16 protein-coding genes are annotated in these 18435 nt (G+C 70.7%); 10 read left to right on the top strand and 6 right to left on the bottom strand.

Annotation, left to right across the window (positions count from 1 at the left end; all coding sequences use genetic code 11):
- Nucleotides 1–176 precede the first annotated feature (176 nt).
- Nucleotides 177–1448 (top strand): ATP-binding protein, encoded by a 1272-nt coding sequence (locus ACFP2T_RS22970; protein WP_377424842.1) that lies wholly within the window; start codon nucleotides 177–179, stop codon nucleotides 1446–1448.
- Nucleotides 1449–1474: 26 nt separating this feature from the next.
- Here ACFP2T_RS22970 and ACFP2T_RS22975 read toward each other — a convergent pair whose 3' ends face one another.
- The gene (locus ACFP2T_RS22975; RefSeq protein WP_377424844.1) at nucleotides 1475–2026 is read right to left on the bottom strand and encodes a GNAT family N-acetyltransferase; all 552 of its coding nucleotides are present in this window, start codon (nucleotides 2024–2026) and stop codon (nucleotides 1475–1477) included.
- A gap of 83 nt (nucleotides 2027–2109) precedes the next feature.
- Between ACFP2T_RS22975 and ACFP2T_RS22980 the strand changes: the two genes are divergently transcribed.
- Together ACFP2T_RS22980 and ACFP2T_RS22985 are read left to right on the top strand one after the other, a co-directional pair.
- Nucleotides 2110–2655: a DoxX family protein gene (locus ACFP2T_RS22980; protein WP_377424846.1), complete on the top strand. Its 546-nt coding sequence runs from the start codon at nucleotides 2110–2112 to the stop codon at nucleotides 2653–2655.
- A gap of 263 nt (nucleotides 2656–2918) precedes the next feature.
- Nucleotides 2919–4367: a glycosyltransferase 87 family protein gene (locus tag ACFP2T_RS22985; protein ID WP_377424847.1), complete on the top strand. Its 1449-nt coding sequence runs from the start codon at nucleotides 2919–2921 to the stop codon at nucleotides 4365–4367.
- 27 nt (nucleotides 4368–4394) lie between these two features.
- Here ACFP2T_RS22985 and ACFP2T_RS22990 read toward each other — a convergent pair whose 3' ends face one another.
- The 4 genes from ACFP2T_RS22990 to moaC form a co-directional block, all read right to left on the bottom strand.
- Nucleotides 4395–4853, bottom strand: coding sequence for a molybdenum cofactor biosynthesis protein MoaE (locus ACFP2T_RS22990; protein ID WP_377424849.1), 459 nt, complete (start codon nucleotides 4851–4853; stop codon nucleotides 4395–4397).
- Nucleotides 4850–6112 (bottom strand): molybdopterin molybdotransferase MoeA, encoded by a 1263-nt coding sequence (locus ACFP2T_RS22995; RefSeq protein WP_377424850.1) that lies wholly within the window; start codon nucleotides 6110–6112, stop codon nucleotides 4850–4852. Before ACFP2T_RS22995 ends, ACFP2T_RS22990 begins: the two co-directional genes overlap by 4 nt.
- Before the next feature lie 90 nt (nucleotides 6113–6202).
- Nucleotides 6203–6685 carry a MogA/MoaB family molybdenum cofactor biosynthesis protein gene (locus ACFP2T_RS23000; protein ID WP_377424851.1) on the bottom strand — a complete coding sequence of 161 codons (483 nt, stop codon included), beginning with the start codon at nucleotides 6683–6685 and terminating at the stop codon, nucleotides 6203–6205.
- Nucleotides 6682–7173, bottom strand: coding sequence for a cyclic pyranopterin monophosphate synthase MoaC (gene moaC / locus ACFP2T_RS23005; protein WP_377425206.1), 492 nt, complete (start codon nucleotides 7171–7173; stop codon nucleotides 6682–6684). Before moaC ends, ACFP2T_RS23000 begins: the two co-directional genes overlap by 4 nt.
- 1130 nt (nucleotides 7174–8303) lie before the next feature.
- Between moaC and ACFP2T_RS23010 the strand changes: the two genes are divergently transcribed.
- From ACFP2T_RS23010 to ACFP2T_RS23040, 7 genes are all read left to right on the top strand, one after another.
- Nucleotides 8304–10823 carry a putative bifunctional diguanylate cyclase/phosphodiesterase gene (locus ACFP2T_RS23010; protein ID WP_377424852.1) on the top strand — a complete coding sequence of 840 codons (2520 nt, stop codon included), beginning with the start codon at nucleotides 8304–8306 and terminating at the stop codon, nucleotides 10821–10823.
- Nucleotides 10820–12247 (top strand): glycosyltransferase 87 family protein, encoded by a 1428-nt coding sequence (locus ACFP2T_RS23015; RefSeq protein ID WP_377424854.1) that lies wholly within the window; start codon nucleotides 10820–10822, stop codon nucleotides 12245–12247. Before ACFP2T_RS23010 ends, ACFP2T_RS23015 begins: the two co-directional genes overlap by 4 nt.
- Nucleotides 12244–12795, top strand: coding sequence for a fluoride efflux transporter FluC (locus ACFP2T_RS23020; RefSeq protein ID WP_377424856.1), 552 nt, complete (start codon nucleotides 12244–12246; stop codon nucleotides 12793–12795). Before ACFP2T_RS23015 ends, ACFP2T_RS23020 begins: the two co-directional genes overlap by 4 nt.
- Nucleotides 12796–12817: 22 nt before the next feature.
- Nucleotides 12818–13183 (top strand): fluoride efflux transporter FluC, encoded by a 366-nt coding sequence (locus ACFP2T_RS23025; RefSeq protein WP_377425207.1) that lies wholly within the window; start codon nucleotides 12818–12820, stop codon nucleotides 13181–13183.
- A gap of 66 nt (nucleotides 13184–13249) precedes the next feature.
- On the top strand, nucleotides 13250–13885 hold the full coding sequence (locus ACFP2T_RS23030; RefSeq protein ID WP_377424857.1) for a phosphoribosyltransferase: 636 nt from the start codon (nucleotides 13250–13252) through the stop codon (nucleotides 13883–13885).
- Between the two features lie 19 nt (nucleotides 13886–13904).
- On the top strand, nucleotides 13905–14294 hold the full coding sequence (locus ACFP2T_RS23035) for a zf-TFIIB domain-containing protein (RefSeq protein WP_377424859.1): 390 nt from the start codon (nucleotides 13905–13907) through the stop codon (nucleotides 14292–14294).
- 236 nt (nucleotides 14295–14530) lie between these two features.
- A complete protein-coding gene (locus ACFP2T_RS23040; RefSeq protein ID WP_377424860.1) occupies nucleotides 14531–15247 on the top strand; it encodes a maleylpyruvate isomerase N-terminal domain-containing protein in 717 nt (238 codons plus the stop codon).
- A gap of 30 nt (nucleotides 15248–15277) precedes the next feature.
- Here ACFP2T_RS23040 and dnaB read toward each other — a convergent pair whose 3' ends face one another.
- Nucleotides 15278–18217 (bottom strand): replicative DNA helicase, encoded by a 2940-nt coding sequence (gene dnaB / locus ACFP2T_RS23045; RefSeq protein WP_377424862.1) that lies wholly within the window; start codon nucleotides 18215–18217, stop codon nucleotides 15278–15280.
- Nucleotides 18218–18435 lie beyond the last annotated feature (218 nt).

Below are 18435 nucleotides of genomic sequence, written 5' to 3' on the forward strand. Positions count from 1 at the left end.
CGGCGTCGACGACCCGAAGCAGTGCCGATAGCTAAAACTAGGACCGTCTAGCAGAGACGCTAGACGGTCCTAGTTTGTTCTCGACGGTGACGACGGTCGGCTCGACGGCGCGACACGCCTACACCGATCTACGTATGTCTAGCGGTGCGGCTAGACGGCCCGATACCGTGCGATACGTGGATCCGGTCCGCAACCCGTACGCGCCCGGCGCCGGCCAGCGTCCGCCCGAGCTCGCCGGCCGAGGTCGGGAGCTCGAGGTCTTCGACATCGTGCTGGAACGCATCGCCCGAGGTCGGCCGGAACGCAGCCTGATGCTCACCGGGCTGCGTGGGGTCGGCAAGACCGTGCTGCTCAACACGCTCCGGTCCCAGGCCATCAACCGGCTGTGGGGCACCGGCAAAATCGAGGCGCGACCGGACCAGTCGATCCGCCGACCGGTGGCCGCCGCACTGCACATGGCGATCCGGGAGCTGGCACCCCGGCACCGTGCCCCCGATCGGATCGACGCGTTCCTCGGCGTACTCAAGGCCTTCGCGCTGCGCTCCGCTCCCACCGGATCGGGTACGACCGGTCGGGGTGCGGCCGGCACCCGGCTCCGGGACCGCTGGCAGCCGGGCATCGACGTACCGGCGGCGAGCGGCCGGGCCGACTCCGGCGACATCGAGATCGACCTGGTCGAGCTCTTCACCGACGCGGCCGACGTCGCCGCCGACGTCGGCACCGGGGTCGCGGTCTTCATCGACGAGATGCAGGACCTCGGTCCCGAGGACGTCTCCGGGCTCTGCGCCGCGTGTCACGAGCTGTCCCAACTGGGCGCACCACTGATCGTGGTCGGCGCCGGGCTTCCGCACCTGCCGGCCGTGCTCTCCGCGGCGAAGTCCTACTCGGAACGCCTGTTCCGCTACCAGCGCATCGACCGGCTCGACCGGATCGCCGCCGACCAGGCGCTCTGCGCACCGGCCGCCCGGGAGGACGTCGAGTACGAGCAGAAGGCGCTCGACCTGCTCTACGAGAAGTCCGGCGGCTACCCGTACTTCGTCCAGGCGTACGGCAAGGCCACCTGGGACCATGCGCCGCGTACCCCGGTGACGGCGGCCGACGTCCGGGTCGCCGCCCCCGAAGCGGAGGCCGAACTCGCGGTCGGGTTCTTCGGCTCCCGATTCGAGCGGGCGACTCCGGCCGAGCGCGAGTACATGCGGGCGATGGCCGCTCTCTCCCTGGTCGAGGGCGCGACCGCGACCGAGGTACCCGACAGTGGACCCCGCGACGACATGGACGCCGCCGTCTCGACCGCCGAGATCGCCCGGTCGCTCGGGCGTAAGCCGGCAAGCCTCTCGCCGGCCCGGGACGCCCTGATCAAGAAGGGGCTGATCTACTCCGGCGAGCGCGGCACGGTGGCGTTCACGGTGCCGCACTTCGGCCGCTACCTGCGTACCCAGCCGGCCTGACGTCGCCACGCCGGCCGATCGGCGGCCTAGACCTGGGACCAGGGTGCCGGAAAGGTCACCTCACCACTCGGCACCGGCACCGGTGCCGACTCCACCGCGCCGTCCATCGAGGGCAGCACCAGCGCCTGCCACGGATCCCCGAGCCCGGACCACGGGCTGGTCAGCTTGAACCGGGCCGCGGGCTCGAATCCGAACCGACGGTAGTAGGCCGGGTTTCCGAGGACCAGAACGAGTCGCTCGCCAAGCTCGGCGGCGGCGTCGAGCGCGGCCTGTACGACGTCCCGGCCGTACCCACGACGCTGCCGGTCCGGGCGTACGGCCACCGGACCGAGGGCCAGCGCGGGAATTCCGCCCGGTTGCACCAGGACCCGGCTCAGCAGGGCGTAGCCGACCAGTTCCCCGTCGACCTCGGCCACCATGGACAGCTCGGGCAGCCAGGCGTCGCTGTCCCGCAACGCCTCCACGAGTTGCACCTCGGGAGGCCGTCGGGTCTCCGGACTCGCGAACGCCTGGGCGACCAGCCGGCGGATCGGCGCGACGTCGGCCAAGCCCTCCGGTCGCAACCGCACAGTCGTCACAGCTCGCGACGGTACCGCCACAGCGCCCTCCAGTCTCCCACTTCGACGGGTGAAACTCGGAGGGAACGGGTAAGACTTGACCCATGAGACCCGTACGCACGGTGGCCCGTACCCTGTTGAGCACGATATTCGTGGTCAGCGGCGCCCGCGCCGTGACCAACCCCGAACCGCACCTGGACCGGGCGAAGCGGGTGACGGATCGGGTCGGACCGGTGCTGCGCGGCGTGCACCCGGGCATACCGACCGATCCGACGAGCATGGTCCGGGCCAACGGCGCCGCCCAGCTCGTCGGTGGACTGCTGCTCGCCACCGGGCACCTGACCCGGCCGGCGGCCGCCCTGCTCGCCGGCACGCTGGTGCCGACCACGCTCGCCGGACACCCGTTCTGGGACGTCGAGGATCCGGCGGAGCGGCGGACCCATCAGGTCCACTTCATGAAGAACCTCGGCCTGTTCGGCGGGCTGCTGCTCGCGGTGGCCGACACCCAGGGCCGACCCGGGCTGGGCTGGCGGACCAGTCACGCGGTGGACGGCGGGCGTCGAAGGGTACGCCGCGCGGTGCGCACGGCACGCAGGGACGCCCGGATCGCGGTACGGTCAGCGGCGGCGGCTCGGAAATTCCCGGGCTGACCTGCGCCACTTTCCGCCGGGCCGCAGGTCGGTGGATCCGCGATCGGCCCACGGTCCATGCCGGACATATGCTAGTTTCACCTGACTGAGCGGCCTTGAATCACCTGAACCGCACTCCCTGCGTTAACGCGGTGGAAATGTCGCGAACCAGTGTGGGATCGGACACGGTCGCATAACGCAGGAGGCATTCAAGTGACTCACCGTTCTAGGCTCCCTGGAGGACCTGGGCGGAACACCGACATCGGTACGGGGGTGGCCACGCCATGCCGGCGACCGTCGAAAGACGGCTAAGCCGCCTCGCCCCAGTCCGCCGCTTGGCTCGTGGAATCGACCGTCGGGCAGTCGTACGGATCGGCATCGTCGCCGTCGTCTGCTACGCGGCGTGGCTCGCCATAGTCACGTTCGGACGGTCGTACAACTTCTTCGACATGAAGATTTACCACGGCGCGGTGGTCTGGTGGGCGAGCGGCAACGAGCTCTACGACTTCATCGCACCCAGGACCACCCTCGGCTTCACCTACCCACCCTTCGCCGGCCTGGTCATGTTGCCGATGGCGAAGATCCCGCTCGGCCTCGCCGGCTGGCTCAACGTTCTCGCCAGCGTCGCCACGCTGACGGTCGTACTGGCCGCGCTGCTCAAGCCGATCACCGACCGGTTGGGCTGGTCGCTCTGGTTCACCCTCGGCATCGCCGTACCGCTCGCGGTGGCGATCGAGCCGACCCGGGAGACCCTGGGATTCGGCCAGGTCAACCTGCTGCTGTTCGGCCTGATCATGGCCGACCTGATCGCGCTGCGCTGGCGGGCCCGGCGCGGGGCCCGGATCAACCCGACCGACGGCCCGCTGCGCAGGCTGTGGTTCAGCGGCGTGTGGGCCGGCGTCGGCATCGGGCTGGCCACCTCGATCAAACTCACTCCGGCGCTGTTCATCGTCTATCTGCTGCTGACCCGGCAATGGCGGGCCGCGATGACCGCGGTCGGCACCGCCATCGCCGTCACCGTCGGCACCTTCGCGGTCGCGGGTCGCGAGTCCACCACCTACTGGATGTCGGTGCTCTGGCAGACCGAGCGGGTCGGCGCGGCGGACATGACCCCGAACCAGTCCCTGGCCGGGGTGCTGGCCCGGCTCTACGACTCGATCGAGACACCGACCCTGCTCTGGCTCTCCTTCGCGCTGCTGGTCCTCGCGCTCGGACTCTCCCGCGCCTCCAACTCGCACGCCGACGGTGACGAGCTGACCGCCTTCACCCTGATCGGGCTCACCACCAACGTGATCAGCCCGATCTCCTGGTCACACCACCTGGTCTGGGTCATCCCGGCGATGGTGGTACTCGGCGACGCCGCGAGCCGGCGACGGGCGGCCAGCCGGGGCCCGGCGTACCGGAGCACGCTGTCTCCGGCCGGCTCGGGACCGGCCGGGATGAACGGACTGCGGTCACCGATCTGGTTCCCCACCCTGACCGGGCTCCGGCACGGGGGCGCGGCGATCGGCCTCTACCTGCTGTTCCTGATCGCGCCCATCTGGCCGTACGAGCACCAACTGCCCGAGGTCTCGCACTACCAGGACGGCTTCTTCGGCGCCCTGATGGAGAACTCGCTGGCGCTCGCGGTGATCGTGCTGGTCGCCGCGCTGCCCTGGCGGCCGGGTGCCGAGCCCGCCTTCTACCCCGAGCACGCCCGGTTCGACCGGCGGTCCGCCGCCAACCACCGCTGACAGCCTGCCGTCCGGCGGGCTGTCAGGTCACGGGCAGTTGACCCATTCCTCGGTACCGTCGGCGAACACCTGCCGCTTCCACACCGGCAGCCGGGCCTTCACCTCGTCGACCAGCCGGGCGCACGCCGCGAAGGCCGCCGCCCGGTGCGCGGTGCTGACCGCCGCCACCAGGGCCACGTCGCCGATGGCCAGCGGCCCGAGCCGGTGCGAGACCGCGATGGCGTGTACGGCCGGATCGGCCGCGATCTCGGCGGCCACCTCCCGCAACACGTCGGCGGCGCTCGGATGGCCCTCGTACTCGAGCCGGACGACCGCGCGTCCGTGGTCGTGATCGCGTACCACGCCCTGGAAGGAGACCACCGCCCCGGCGCCGGAGTCGGCGACCACGGCCTCGTGGAAGGCGGTGTCCAGCGGCTCCACCCCGACCCAGGTGTGCACCGTCGGGCCGGGCGTCGCCGGCACAGTGTCGAGGGCTTGCTCGCTCATGTCGCTCCTCCCGGAACACGCTCGCCCGACAGCAGGGGCAGCGGTACGACCGGTACCCGGTCCCCCGGCTCGCCCCGGGTGCCGGGTGCGATCACGGCGAAGCCGTCCGCCTGGGCCAGGCCGCGCAGCATCGCCGAACCGACGTGCCGGACCGGATGGGCGGTGTTCCGCGCGGTGTCGACCCGAACCAGCGCCAGATGGGTGTGGTCGCCCCGGCCGGGTACCGGTTCGGCCAGGGTCACCTGGGGCAGTGCCGGCATGCCCCGGCCTTGTAGCCCGGCCAGCAGCGGGGCGACCAGGGACACGGTCGCGACGATCGCCGACTGTGGGTTGCCCGGCAGCCCGGCGACGAACCTGGCCCGGCCGTCCGCCCCGACGACCCGGGCGAGCAGCATCGGAAACCCGGGGCGTACGGCGACGGTGTTGACGACGTACTCCGCGCCGAGTTCACGCAGTGCCGGGTGCAGGTGGTCGACCGGCCCGTTCATGGTGCCGCCGGTGGTGCAGACCAGGTCGGCCTCGGCGAGTGCCCGGCGGAGCGCGTCGACGTGTGCGTCCAGGGTGTCGGCCACCGGTCCGACGAGTTCGGCGGGGGTGATGGTGGCGCCGTACCGGCGCAGCCAGCCGGGAACGGCCGGACCGAGCGAGTCGCGTACCCGGCCGGCGCCCGGCCGTCCGCTGGTCAGCAACTCATCGCCGAAGATGATCAGAGCGGCCCGGGGTGCGCGGCGGACCCGCAGGCTGTCGTAGCCGCACGAGGCGGCCAGGCCGATCACCCCGGGGTCGACCGGAGTACCGGCCGGCAGGAGTTCCTCCCCGGCCCGCGCCTCCTCGCCCGGGGCGCGCCACTCCGGCGTCGGCCGCAGTGTCCCGGCCACCAACCCCTCGGCGGTACGCGTCGACTCCTCGATCCGGAGCACCCCCGCCGCACCGTCCGGCAGCATCGCGCCGGTGGCGATCTCCACAGCGGTGTCGTCCCCGGTCAGCGGCGGCGGCGTACCACCGGCGAGGACCCGTCCGACGATCCGCCACGGCCCGGCACCGCGTACCGCCCAGCCGTCCACGCTCGACGTCGGAAAGGCCGGCAGGTCGGTGAGGGTGGTCAGCGGCTCGGCGAGGGTCCGTCCGTCCGCCTCGGCCAGCGGCAGGTCGACGGGTTCGGGCACGACGGCCCGGCCAGCCTCGTAGACCCGGGAGCGCGCCTGCGCCCAGTCCAGCGTGGGCAGCGCGGCGGCGACAGCGGTGGCCTCGGTGCTCACTCGGTCCTCTCCCACCCGGTCTTCACGTTCACCCGGTCCTCACGTTCACCGTCCGAGCCTATCCTCGCGATGTGACCGAGCGCCGGAGAGTCAGTCGGTACGCGGGTGGTCGCCGCCCCGGAGCTGGTCCACCGCGTGCCCCAGAATCGGCCCGAGTACGGCGAGCCCGTCCCGGGCACCACCGGTCGAGCCGGGCAGGTTGACCACGAGCATCCGGCCGATCACCCCGGCGACCCCCCGGGACAGCGCCGCCGTCGGCACCTTGTCCCGGCTGTGCGCCCGGATCGCCTCGGCGATGCCGGGAATCTCGTAGTCGAGCATCGCCCGGGTCACGTCCGGGGTCCGGTCGGTCGGGTTGATCCCGGTGCCGCCGCTGGTCAGCACCACGTCGACGCCGTCCGCCGCCGCCCGGCGCAACTCCTCGGCCACCGGGTCGCCGTCCGGCACCACGACCGGCTCGTCCACCTGTGCGCCGAGTTCGGTCAGGCCGGTGACCAGCAGCGGGCCGCTGGTGTCCGCGTACACCCCGCTGGCCGCGCGGTTGGAGGCGACCACGACCCGGGCCCGGATCACGGCCGGTCCACCGGTCGGGTCCAGTCGCCGGTCTTGCCGCCCTCCTTGCGCAGCACCCGTACCCCCTCGATCGAGGCGGCCGGGTCGACGGCCTTGACCATGTCGATCAGCGCGAGCCCGGCGGTGGCGACGGCGGTCAGTGCCTCCATCTCGACGCCGGTCCGGTCCGCGGTCCGGACCGTCGCGGTGATCTCCACGGTGTCGTCGCCGGGCTCCAGGTCGACCGTCACGCCGTGCAGCGCGATCGGATGGCAGAGCGGGATCAGGTCCGGGGTGCGCTTCGCGCCCATGATGCCGGCGAGCCGGCCGACCGCCAGCGCGTCGCCCTTGGGCAGGCCGTCCCGGCGCAGCAACTCGATCACCTCGGCCGTGGTACGCAGCCGGCCGGCGGCGACGGCGCGGCGCACCGACACGTCCTTGGCGGAGACGTCGACCATCCGGGCCGCCCCGGCGGAGTCGACATGGGTGAGGTGCGCGGGCTCGGTCACGCCCGCGAGCCTACCGAGGGTGACTCCGGCCACGGGGTACGGGCGGGTCGACGCGATGCCGATACGGCAGTTCGTCTCCGCCAGTGCCGTACGCCGGTACCGGTACCTCACCATGTTCCGCTCGCGACTTCGGTGGCGGGCACCGCCAGCGGCCCCCGCCAATCGCCTTGTCGCCAAGCCGATCCCCTGTGGAACGGAAAGAACGTAAGCCGACGGGCGATGGGAGGTCGATACACGGCCGATATCCCCTGTTGAGATGGGCAAGTCGACACCATCGACGGCGCCCCGAAGGGGCCAGCGTGGCCACCACGACCTGATGCTTCGGCGGTCCGAGCGGCAGCGACACCCCGCTGGCAACGACCTCCAGCGGCCACGAGGAGCCGGAGCTCGAACTCGATCATCCACAGTCTCGAGCCAGGCGAAAGGGCGCGCTCCACAGTCACTCCACGCAGCCCGTCGAGCACTACAATCATACATTCACTGGCGTCATTGCCTTGCCGTCCACTAGGACGTTCCGAATCCCCCGTATTACCACAATGTTCCGGAATGACACGCTTTTTACCGTCACCCTGAACCCAGGGTCAGCACGTCGGCACGAAGCGAGTTCTACCAGGCCACCCGATGGAAACCGGCGGGCAGTAGGTCGACACTCAACACCATCGAGTGGAGTGCATCACACCATCCGCCCACACCACCACCCAGAAGCCGAAGACGACGGAATCCGGCTACTCCGGAGCAGATCTTCCTATAGGCCGGCAGGACGGGTATCCCGGAGGGAACACCCTTCGCCGCTCCCTAACGTTAGGGCCCGGAGGAGCAGGCTAACGCTCTCAGTTCCCATTTATGGACAGAGCGTGACGAATCCGGCGCTAGTTGACTAATACTGAGCATAGCGACATTTATTGTCGCTAACCATGCCCTACTCCCCTTAAGGTTCTCTCATCGCTCGGAAGCAACAAGTGACGGGGACTATTCCGCGTAATTGGGTTGCATGTGGACACCCCAAACGAAGGGAGCATAGGGCCGATGCGCTCCAACGACTGGTACTAGGAGATACGACCCGCCACACAGAGGCGTCGAGGTTGCTACCGTTACAGACCACGAGGGTTCGGTGACGTTGAGGAACCAGTGTGAGTCAGGGACAGCGAACCGACAACGGGACCGATCAGCGGCTACTGCCGCTCCTCGGTCTCGTCGCTGTTTCCGCAGTTGTCGCGACGGTCCTGTCCCTGCTGAGCGCCCCCACGCCGCCCCGTTCCATCGACGACCTGGCGATGGTGCTGGCACTCATCTTAACGATCACGGTAAGCGCGAGCGTGAAGGCTCCGATACGGATCCGCTCCACCACCCATGCCATCACGTGGAACGACACAGCGATCGTGATCGGCGTGGCCGTGGCGCCAACCCCGTGGGTGGTGCTGTGTACGGGGCTCAGCCTGGCGATCCTAAGTAGGATTCATCGTTCACCCTTGGTTAAGGCGATTTTCAACATCAGTAAGAACATGCTCGTAGCCGCGGCGGCCGGCACGACCCTGACTCTCGTCGGTTGGGTATGGCCTCCTTCCGGACTGCAGCAGATGATCGTTCCAGTGGCTCTGGCGTACGCCGTCGCGGCACTTGTCGACGAGATTGTCGCCATGCCGGTAATCGCGCTCGCGACCCGGCGAAAGATCCTCCGACAGTTCAGCGCCAACTGGGACCTGCGACTCGTCGGCTACGCGGTGCGCTTCGTGGTCGCCGTCTTCACGGTGATGCTCCTGCGGGAGGACGTCCGGCTACTGGTGGCGGTACCGCCACTGGCCCTCAGCCTGCACCTCGCGTACTCGACCCGTGTTCGGGCGCGTGCTGAACGTTATGCCTGGCAACACCTGGCCCACACCACCGACGCACTCAACGTGGTCGACCTCAACGCCGTACTGCACACCGCCGTGGCCCAGGCCGCCGACCTGTTCTCCGCCGACGAGGTCGAGGTGGAGCTGCAGGACAACAAGCGGACGGTCCGTGGCAACAGCGAAACGATCAGCTACGACGGGTTCGACACTCCACCCTCGTCCACCAACGGATCAGTCATCCCGATGGAGATGAAGGGGTACGACGGCAGCGCGGTCGGCATGCTGCGGCTGCGGTTCCACGGGCCGGTGAAGCTCTCCGAGCGGGAGCAGTACACCCTCCGTACCTTCGCCTCCGCACTCTGCACGGCGGTCCGCAACGCCTCCGCGTACGCCGAACTGAACCGGGTGGCCGAGGAGCACGCGCACGCTGCCGCCCACGACGCGCTTACCGGCCTGGCCAACCGGCGACACCTGCTCGACCGTGGCGCGGAACAGCTCGGCCAGCGCCGCTCCGAGGGGGTCATCGCGCTCCTCCTGATCGACCTGAACCACTTCAAGGAGGTCAACGACACGCTCGGGCACGCCGCCGGGGACCGGGTACTGATCCAGGTCGCCGAGCGGTTGCGCGCCGCCGTCCAGGGTGACGACCTGGTCGCCCGGCTGGGCGGGGACGAGTTCGCCGTGCTCTTCCACGGACTGCCCGCCCCGGCGGTCGCCGCGCACCGGGCCGAGTCCCTGCTCACCGCGCTGCACGAGCCGATCGATCTGGACGGGATGCGGATCAGTGTCGAGGCCAGCGGCGGCATCGCGGTCGCGCCGAGCACCGGTGGGATGACCGAACTCCTGCGCCGCGCCGACGTGGCGATGTACCAGGCCAAACGGGCCGGACGACGGATCGCCACCTACGCCCCGGCCCGGGACACCGCCGACCTCAGCCGGCTCGCGCTCGGCGGCGACCTGCCCCGGGCGGTGGCCGACCACGAGTTCACGGTCAACTTCCAGCCGATCGTCGATCTCGGCAGCGGCGAGGTGGTGGCGGCCGAGGCTCTCGCCCGGTGGCGGCACCCGGCCCGGGGCACCATCGACCCGCTCCGGTTCCTGGAGACGGTCGAACGCTCCGGCCTGCTGCCGGCGTTCGCCGAAGCGGTCCTCGACCAGTCCCTGATCGCCGCCCAGACCTGGCGGGAGGCCGGCTTCGACCTGCCGGTGGCGGTCAACGTCTCGCCACGCAGCCTGCTCGACGCCCGGTTCCCCGGTGCCGTGCTGGCCCGGCTGCGGGCCCACGACCTGCCGCCCGACCGGCTGGTGCTGGAACTGACCGAGACGCTGACACTCAGTCAACTGGAAGTGGTCGACCAGGTCCTCGGCCAGCTTCGGGACGCCGGGATCCGGCTCGCCCTCGACGACTTCGGCACCGGCTACTCCTCGCTGTCGGTACTGTCCCGGATCCCGGTGCACGAATTGAAGATCGACCGCGCGTTCGTCACCGCGATGGAAACCTCGGCCGAGGCCACCGCGGTGATCCGGTCCACCGTCGACCTGGGCCGCAGCCTCAACCTGGTGGTCGTGGCGGAGGGCGTGGAGAGCGAGCCGCAACGCATGGCGCTCTGGGAACTGGGCTGCTCCGCCGGGCAGGGTCACCTCTTCGCCCGGCCGATGCCGGCCGCCCGACTCCTCTCCGCCCTGCACCAGGGCGCGGGTGGTCGCCCCGGCACCCTCGCGCCCGCGCTGCACGACGAGGGCGCGGTGGTCCGGCTGTCACCCGGCCGGCGATCCGGTCCACGGCGCGCGGAGCGTCTGCCACACTTGCCCGCGTGAACGCTGCGGACCATCAGGCGGACGGAACGGAGAACCCACCGCCGGCATCGGGCGGCCGCCGGTACTGGAACCGGGCCGATCAGGCCGCCGGAGGACTCGCCGCCGACCTGGTGCTCTACGCCCTCTCCGCCGTCTTTGCCGCCGTCACCGCGGCCACCTCCACGCTGCTGCCACACCGCGCCTGGGGCGCCGTGGCCGTGTTCGGCTACCTCGCCGCCACGATCGCCGTCCTCGGCCAACTCCTCGCCCGGCGCCGGCAGCCCGGTTCCCGGCTCGCCGGTACCGCCGCCAGGGGCGTACTGACCACGGTCGTCTGGACGGCCACCGCGCTGGTGCCGCTGGTCTGGCAGGCCGTCGAGCGGGCCGGTGGTCGGCTCGACCGGGCCCAGGAGGAGGTGCTGGTGATCGAGCGCTCCGGGGCGCGGCTGCTCGACCACGGCACCCCGTACCTCGGGCGGGACGCGATCGCCGCGCTGCCGGGCGGGGACCAGCTACTCGGCTACACCCCGTACCAGCCGGGGATGGCGATCTTCGGTCTGCCTCGGGCTCTCGCCGGCGCGGCCTGGTGGACCGACGCGCGGATCTGGTTCGCCGTCGCCACCGCCGCCGCGCTCGGTGTCGCCGTGACACTCCTGCGCCGCCAGGTCCGGACCGTCGCCGCCGGACCGTCCGACCCGACGAGGACGGCGAGCCCGGTCAGGTTCGCCGCCGCACCGGTACGCGCCGGGCTCCGCGATGCCGCCGGAGTCCGGGCGGTGCAGCTCGCGACCGTACTGCCGGTCTGCGCGTTGACCCTGGCGACCGGGGGTGACGACCTGCCGGTACTCGCGCTCTGCCTGCTCGCCCTGGCCTGTGCCGCCCGGGACCGGTACGTCGGCGCCGGACTCGCCGTGGGGCTGGCGGCGGCCCTGAAGCTCTTCGCCTGGCCGGTCGCGCTGGTCCTGCTCGTGCACGCCGTGATCCGGAGCCGCCGGGCCGGTGCCCGGCTGGCCGCCGGAGCGATCGGGCTGCCCATCGCCGCACTGATCCCGGCCCAACTGGTCGACTCGGCGGCGCTGGTCGAGAACGTACTGCGATTTCCGCTCGGCCACGGCCTGGTGACCAGCCCCGCCCAGTCGCCCTTCCCGGGTTACCTGATCGCCGGGGCGCTGCCCGCCGGCCGGGTGATCGCCGCCGCGCTGCTCGTCGGGGCCGGGCTGCTGATCGCCGTCCGGCTCGTCCGCCGCCCGCCCCGCACCGCCGCGTCCACCGCCCTGTTCTGCGGGTACGGACTGCTCGCCGCGATCCTGCTGATGCCGTCGACCCGGTTCGGGTACCTGCTCTACCCGGTCGCCTTCCTCGCCTGGGCACCCGCGCTCCGGCTGGCCGGCACGTCGACCGAGGCGACCCACGCCCCGACACCCGTGGCGGCGTCCACCTCGTGAGTCCGTCGCGTCCCCGTCCCACCGAACCGAGCGAGCCAGCCGAAGCGAGCGAGCCGACCGAGCCGACCGAGGCGGCCGAGCCGGCGGAGGCGAGGAAGGCCGGCACGCCGGACGAGCCGGACGAGCCGGTCGCGCCGCCTCGACCCGGCGCACCGGTCGGTCGGCCCCGCTGGGACGTGATCGCCGTGGTCGCGCTCGGCGGGGCGCTGGGTTCGGCCGGCCGGTACGGGCTTCTCGTGCTCTGGCCACACACCCCCGACGGTTTTCCCTGGGCGACCCTGGGCACCAACCTCTCCGGCTGTGCGCTGATCGGACTGCTGATGCGGCTGGTCAGCACCCGACTGGCACCGCACCGGCTGGTCCAGCCGTTCTTCGTCACCGGGATCCTCGGCGGGTTCACCACCTTCTCCACGTACGCGGTCGAGACCCGTGGCCTGTTCGCCGCGGACCGGCCCGGCCTCGCCCTCGGCTACCTGCTCGGAACGCTGGCCGGAGCGCTCGCCGCCGTACGCCTGGGGATCTGGGCGGCGGACCGGGTGCGGTCATGACCAGGCGTACGGGGTTCCGATGCTGACCTGGGTGATGGTGCTGCTCGGCGGCGCGGTCGGCGCGGTCGCCCGGTTCGGCGTCAACTGGCTGGCCGAACGTAATTCCCGGCCGTCGCCCTGGGCCACCTTCACCGTCAACGTCGTCGGCTCGCTGGTGCTGGGCCTGCTGGCCGGCGTCGGCACCGCCCTTCCGGGCTGGGTCGGCACACTCGTCGGTACCGGCTTCTGCGGCGCCCTGACCACCTACTCGACGTTCGGCTACGAGACGGTACGGCTGGCCGGAGCCGGACCGGCCGGGCGGGGTTGGGCCCTGCTCAACGTCGTGGCCACCCTCACGGTGGGGCTCGGCGTCGCCGCCCTGGGCTGGCAACTGGGAAGTCGGCTCTGAGCCGGCGACCTGGACTTTCTGTGCCGTCTGCCGGCAGGGCGCGCCGACGGGGCGTAGACCTGAGACATGGACGCGACCTATCGGGATCGGACGGCCGCCGGAGCGGTGCTGGCCGACCTGCTGGACTCGGTCGCCGGTCAACCGGACGTCATCGTCCTCGGCCTGGTCCGGGGTGGCGTTCCGGTGGCGGCTGCCGTGGCGGAACGCCTCCGGGTGCCGCTCGACGTGCTGGTCGTCCGGAAGCTCGGCCTGCCCGAGGCGCCCGAGGTGGCCTTCGGCGCCGTCGGGCCGGGCGGGCTGCGGGTGCTCAACGAGGAGATAGCCGGTCGGCTGGACCCGGCGGAGGTGGACGCGGTGGTGCGGGCGGAGACGGCGGAACTGGAACGTCGTGAGCGGCGGTACCGGACGGGGCGGCCCCCACTGCGGCTCGACGACCGGATCGCGGTGATCGTCGACGACGGTCTGGCCACCGGTGCCACCGCCCGGGCGGCGGTGGGGGTGGCCCGGCAACTCGGCGCCCGCCGGGTGGTGCTGGCGGTCCCGGTGGGCGCGCCGGAGGCGTACGCGGTGCTGACCCGAACCGCCGACGAGGTGGTCTGCCCGGAACGTCCGGCCAGCTTCGGTGCGGTCAGCCGCTATTACGCGGACTTTCACGAAGTGCCGGACGAGGAAGTGGTGGCGCTGCTGACGGGCTCCGGATGATTCGACCGGGTACCGTCGAGTGATGCAGATGACCTGTCCGAAGTGTCGTGGCGATATGCGTCAGTACGAGCGCAGCGGCGTCACGGTCGACCAGTGCACCGAATGCCGTGGACTCTTCCTTGACCGGGGCGAGTTGGAGAAGCTGTTCGAGGCCGAGGCCAACTGGAGCCAGCAGCACGCGCCGGCGCCTCAGCAGTCGCACGCGCCCGGTAACGCCTACCCGCCGCCCGCACCGCACCAGCCGGGCTACGCGGCGCCGAGCCACGTGCCGCCGCCGCCACCGCCGGCCCACGGTTACCCGCAGGCTCCCGCTCCGGCCTACGGGCAGCACCAGCAGCAGCACTACGGCTACCACGGCCACTACAAGCACAAGAAGCGTAAGGGGTTCCTCGACGACTTCTTCGGCTGACCGGCCCGCCGGCTGACCGGATCTCGATCCAGGTCCCGCCGGCTGGCCAGCCTCGGATCCCCGTGCTCAGGTATCAACTCCCGCGCGTCGTCGATGGGTGGGCGTACCTTCCTGGGCATGGGGATCTTGTGCGTCGGATCCGGTTCCGCCTCGCGGAGACCGTGACCCGTTAGGCTCGACGGTTGACCGGGGCGGGCGGACTGGTCGCCCCTCCACCAGGGGAGAGACCGGGCGAGGTGAGTGCGCTGGACGAGCTGTCCGAGGGACACGATCCGCCGCCGACGGTCCCGGTGCCGGGCCAACTCGCGCTCGCGACGGCGTACGACAGGATCACCGCGACGGTCGACGGCCTCGCCGATGCGGACCTGCTGCGACCGACACGCTGCCGGGGTTGGTTCGCCGCCGATCTCCTCTTCCACCTCGTCTGTGACGCCCAGCGGGCGTTGGTCGCGCTGGCCAGCCCGGCGGACGGACCGGCCGACGTCGACGCCGTCAGCTACTGGCAGTCTCCGGACGACCCGGACGAGGGCCGGCACGCCTCGTGGGTACGCCGGTGTGCCGCCGCGTTCGACCGACCGCGCGGAGTGGTCCGGCTCTGGACGGACACCGCGCCAGCGGCGGTACGGGCGGCCCGCGCGGCGGACCCGCGCGGATACGTCGCCACCCAGGGACATGTGCTGACGGTTCCGGATTTCCTCGCCACCCTGGTCACCGAGGCGGTCGTGCACCATCTCGACCTGATACTGGATCTTCCCGACGCACCGGAGCCGGACCCGGGTGGCGTCACCATCGCGGTCACGACCCTGGACGGGCTGCTCAGCGACGAGGCCGTACGCCCCGCCGACTGGTCCGACGTCGACTACGTCCTGAAGGCGACCGGACGAATTCCGCTCACCGGGCACGACCGGTTGGCGCTGGGCGAGTCGGCCGGCTGGATCCCGCTGCTCGGCTGAGCCGGGCCCGTCGCCGGCTGGACCGCCCGCTCAGACGATCGCCATGTCCACGAAGCGCGAGAGGTGGAGCTGGGCCGCGACGGTGATGGTGTCGGTGGGCCCGTTCCGGTGCTTGGCCACGATGAAGTCGGCCTCACCGGCCCGGGGCGACTCCTTGTCGTAGTAGTCGTCGCGGTGCAACAGGATGACGACGTCGGCATCTTGCTCAATTGACCCAGATTCGCGCAAATCGGACAACTGCGGTCGCTTGTCGGTACGCTGCTCCGGACCACGGTTCAGCTGGCTGACCGCGATCACCGGGCACTCGACCTCCTTGGCGAGCAGCTTGAGTCCTCGGGACAGCTCCGCGACCTCCTGCTGGCGGCTCTCGGTGCGCTTGGGCGAACTCATCAGCTGGAGATAGTCGACGACGATCATCTTGAGGTCGTGCCGCTGCTTGAGCCGCCGCGCCTTCGCCCGGATTTCCATCAGGTTCATGTTGGGGGTGTCGTCGACGAAGAGCGGCGCCTCACTAATCTCGCCCATCCGGCGGGCCAGCTTGGTCCAGTCGTCGTCCGAGAGCTGCCCGCTACGCAGCACGTGCAGTGGCACCCGCGCCTCGGCCGAGAGGAGTCGCATGACGATCTCGACCTTGCTCATTTCCAGCGAGAAGATCGCGCTCGCACAGTTGTGCCTGATTGCCGCATTCCGGGCAAAGTCCATCGATGCCGTGGAGTTATGGGTCGGAATCATGCTCCGGCCAGCCAGGTAGAGATGGTCGGCGTTGTCGACCGTCACGCACCGCACCGGCACACTCGCGCACGGGCGGACGGCCACGATGTACCTCGACCCGGTTCGACTATGCGAGGTGGTCCGACGCCGTTCCAGGTGGGCCTTCCGCTTCCGCCGGAGGCGGAACAGGTCGTCTCCCGTGGAGAAGTTGAGCGTGTACGCGATCGAGGATGCGGCGGTAGCGCCGCGAACCACCCTCTCGTTCACCGTGCAGCGGTATCCGAGGCTGACGATGAGTTCCCGAACATCCTCGGCGAGCCGGGGTGATGTCGAGGTGTACTGCACGTTGCCTGTCGGGGCAACCGTGCCGTCCGTGTCGAGCAGTCCGGCGAGAAGTGCCCGGCGCTGGCCTTCCGAAGCCCGCAGATACGCCGGAGGGATGTGCTTGTTGTTCAGCACTCCCAGCGTGCGCAGCATGCCCACGACCGATCCGACGGTCCGATAGCACTGCGCGCACTGCCGAGATGCGCCCCTCTGTTGCAGGCCGGGGGACGGCTTGCCGCAGGTTGCGCACCCGATCTGGCGTCGAGGCAGATGTCGCGAACGGCCCCCGCAGACTCGTCCGCACGTGAGGACGGCCATCGACTTCGGCTGGAACGAAATGCCGCAGACGATGCACGCCCGTGACGGGATCGGCGGCAGGGGCCTCGGGTGTATCGAGTACCGCAGACCGCCGTGGTGGCGGACCAGGAAGCCATCCTCCTCGATGTACGTCGCCATCTCCGGATCCACGCTGGTGTACTGGGATGCGGCGCTGGCGCCGTCGCCCAGCCAGATGCCGAGCGTATAGGGCGGAATCAGGAGGTCGCGCTCAGGAAGCTGTAGCGCGGCAGCGTTTTCGACGGCATGGTTCACCCGGCGGTCCGCCGTGTTGGTGCGCAGACTCTGTGCGATCTGCTCGGTCGTAAAGACATTCTCGTGGACCACCGTCGTGGCGGTATTCACCGGTTGCTCGGCCTGCGCGAGAAGTCCCGTCAGCAGCGGGTGACTGCGGTACGCGGGCGCTGTCCAATTTTGAGTCCTGCCATTGCGGACGACGGGCCGCGAAAGCCGGCCAGCCGCGCCGACCCGACGCCCGACCGTGTGCAGGATGTGGCGGAATTCCGACCCGGCCGACTCCAACACTTCGGCCTGTGTGATCAACCGATCGGGCTCGGCAAGGACACCCTGGTATACCTGCCGGAGGCGATGGACCGACTCGTCCGGCCAGTACCGGCGCCTCGACGTTTCGGACGCTTGCCGACGACTGGCCCGGGTTGTTGTCTTCCAGAGGTGTTCGGCGTCGGCGACGAGTACCGATCCATCGGAGAACTCGACCTCGTAGCAGGGACGATCCTTCATGATCTCGAACGCGGCCGTGATCGTCGTAGGGCGGCCGGAGGCGTCGAGCAGTTGGTCACCGACCTTCACCTCACCCATCGTCGTCCAGCCGTCCGGCGTGGGCAGCGGAGTGTCCAGGGCGAGCGCCTTGCCGAGACCCGGGCGGCCGGCCACGATGATCAGCTGGCCGGGGTGCAAGCCGTTGAGCAGCCGGTCCAGGTCGGTGAAGCCGGTCGGTACCCCGGTCATCACGCCGCCCTGCGCACCGACCGCCTCGATCTCGTCGAGCGTCGGCTGGAGCATGTCGGCGAGCACGGCGAAGTCCTCGCTCACCCGCCGCTCGGTCACGTCGTAGACCGCCTGCTGGGCCAGGTCGACGACGTCGTCGACGTCGCGTCCGCCACCGCTGGCGGACCCGTAACCGAGCTGGACGATCCGGGTGCCAGCCTCGACCAGGCGCCGCAGCACCGCGCGCTCGCCGACGATCCGGGCGTAGTAGGCGGCGTTGGCGGCCGTCGGCACGCTGGCGATCAGCGTGTGCAGGTACGGCGCCCCGCCGACCCGGCCCAGGTCACCGGCGTCGGCGAGGGCGGCGGCGACCGTGATCGCGTCGGCCGGCTCGCCACGGCCGTAGAGGTCCAGGACCGCGTCGAAGATCGTCGCGTGCACCGGCCGGTAGAAGTCGTTGGACTTGAGAATCTCGACGACGTCGGCGATGGCGTCCTTGGACAGGAGCATGCCGCCCAGCACGCACTGCTCGGCGGCGATGTCCTGCGGCGGCGTCTTGTCGAACTGCCCGTCGCGCGGGGGCGGAACGTCGGTCGACGGCGTGGACGACCTCGGCTCCCCGCGAACGTCGTCGGTGACCGACACTGACATCCCCCTCCGCCACCCCGGCTGTCCTAGCGAACCGCCGACGTACGACAGTTTTCGACCGACCCGTGGATCGGCCCCGCCTGTCCCGGGCCGGCCCGGCCAGCCGGCACGACCGGGGGAAGTCGGTACGACGTGGCGAGGTCAGGGCGCAACCATACGGAAGACGAGCTCAACGGCTCAACCACGGCGGTGGACGGAACTCGGGACAACCTGTGGACGGC

Source organism: Plantactinospora solaniradicis (assembly GCF_042658085.1).
GTDB classification, from domain to species: Bacteria; Actinomycetota; Actinomycetes; order Mycobacteriales; family Micromonosporaceae; genus Plantactinospora; species Plantactinospora solaniradicis.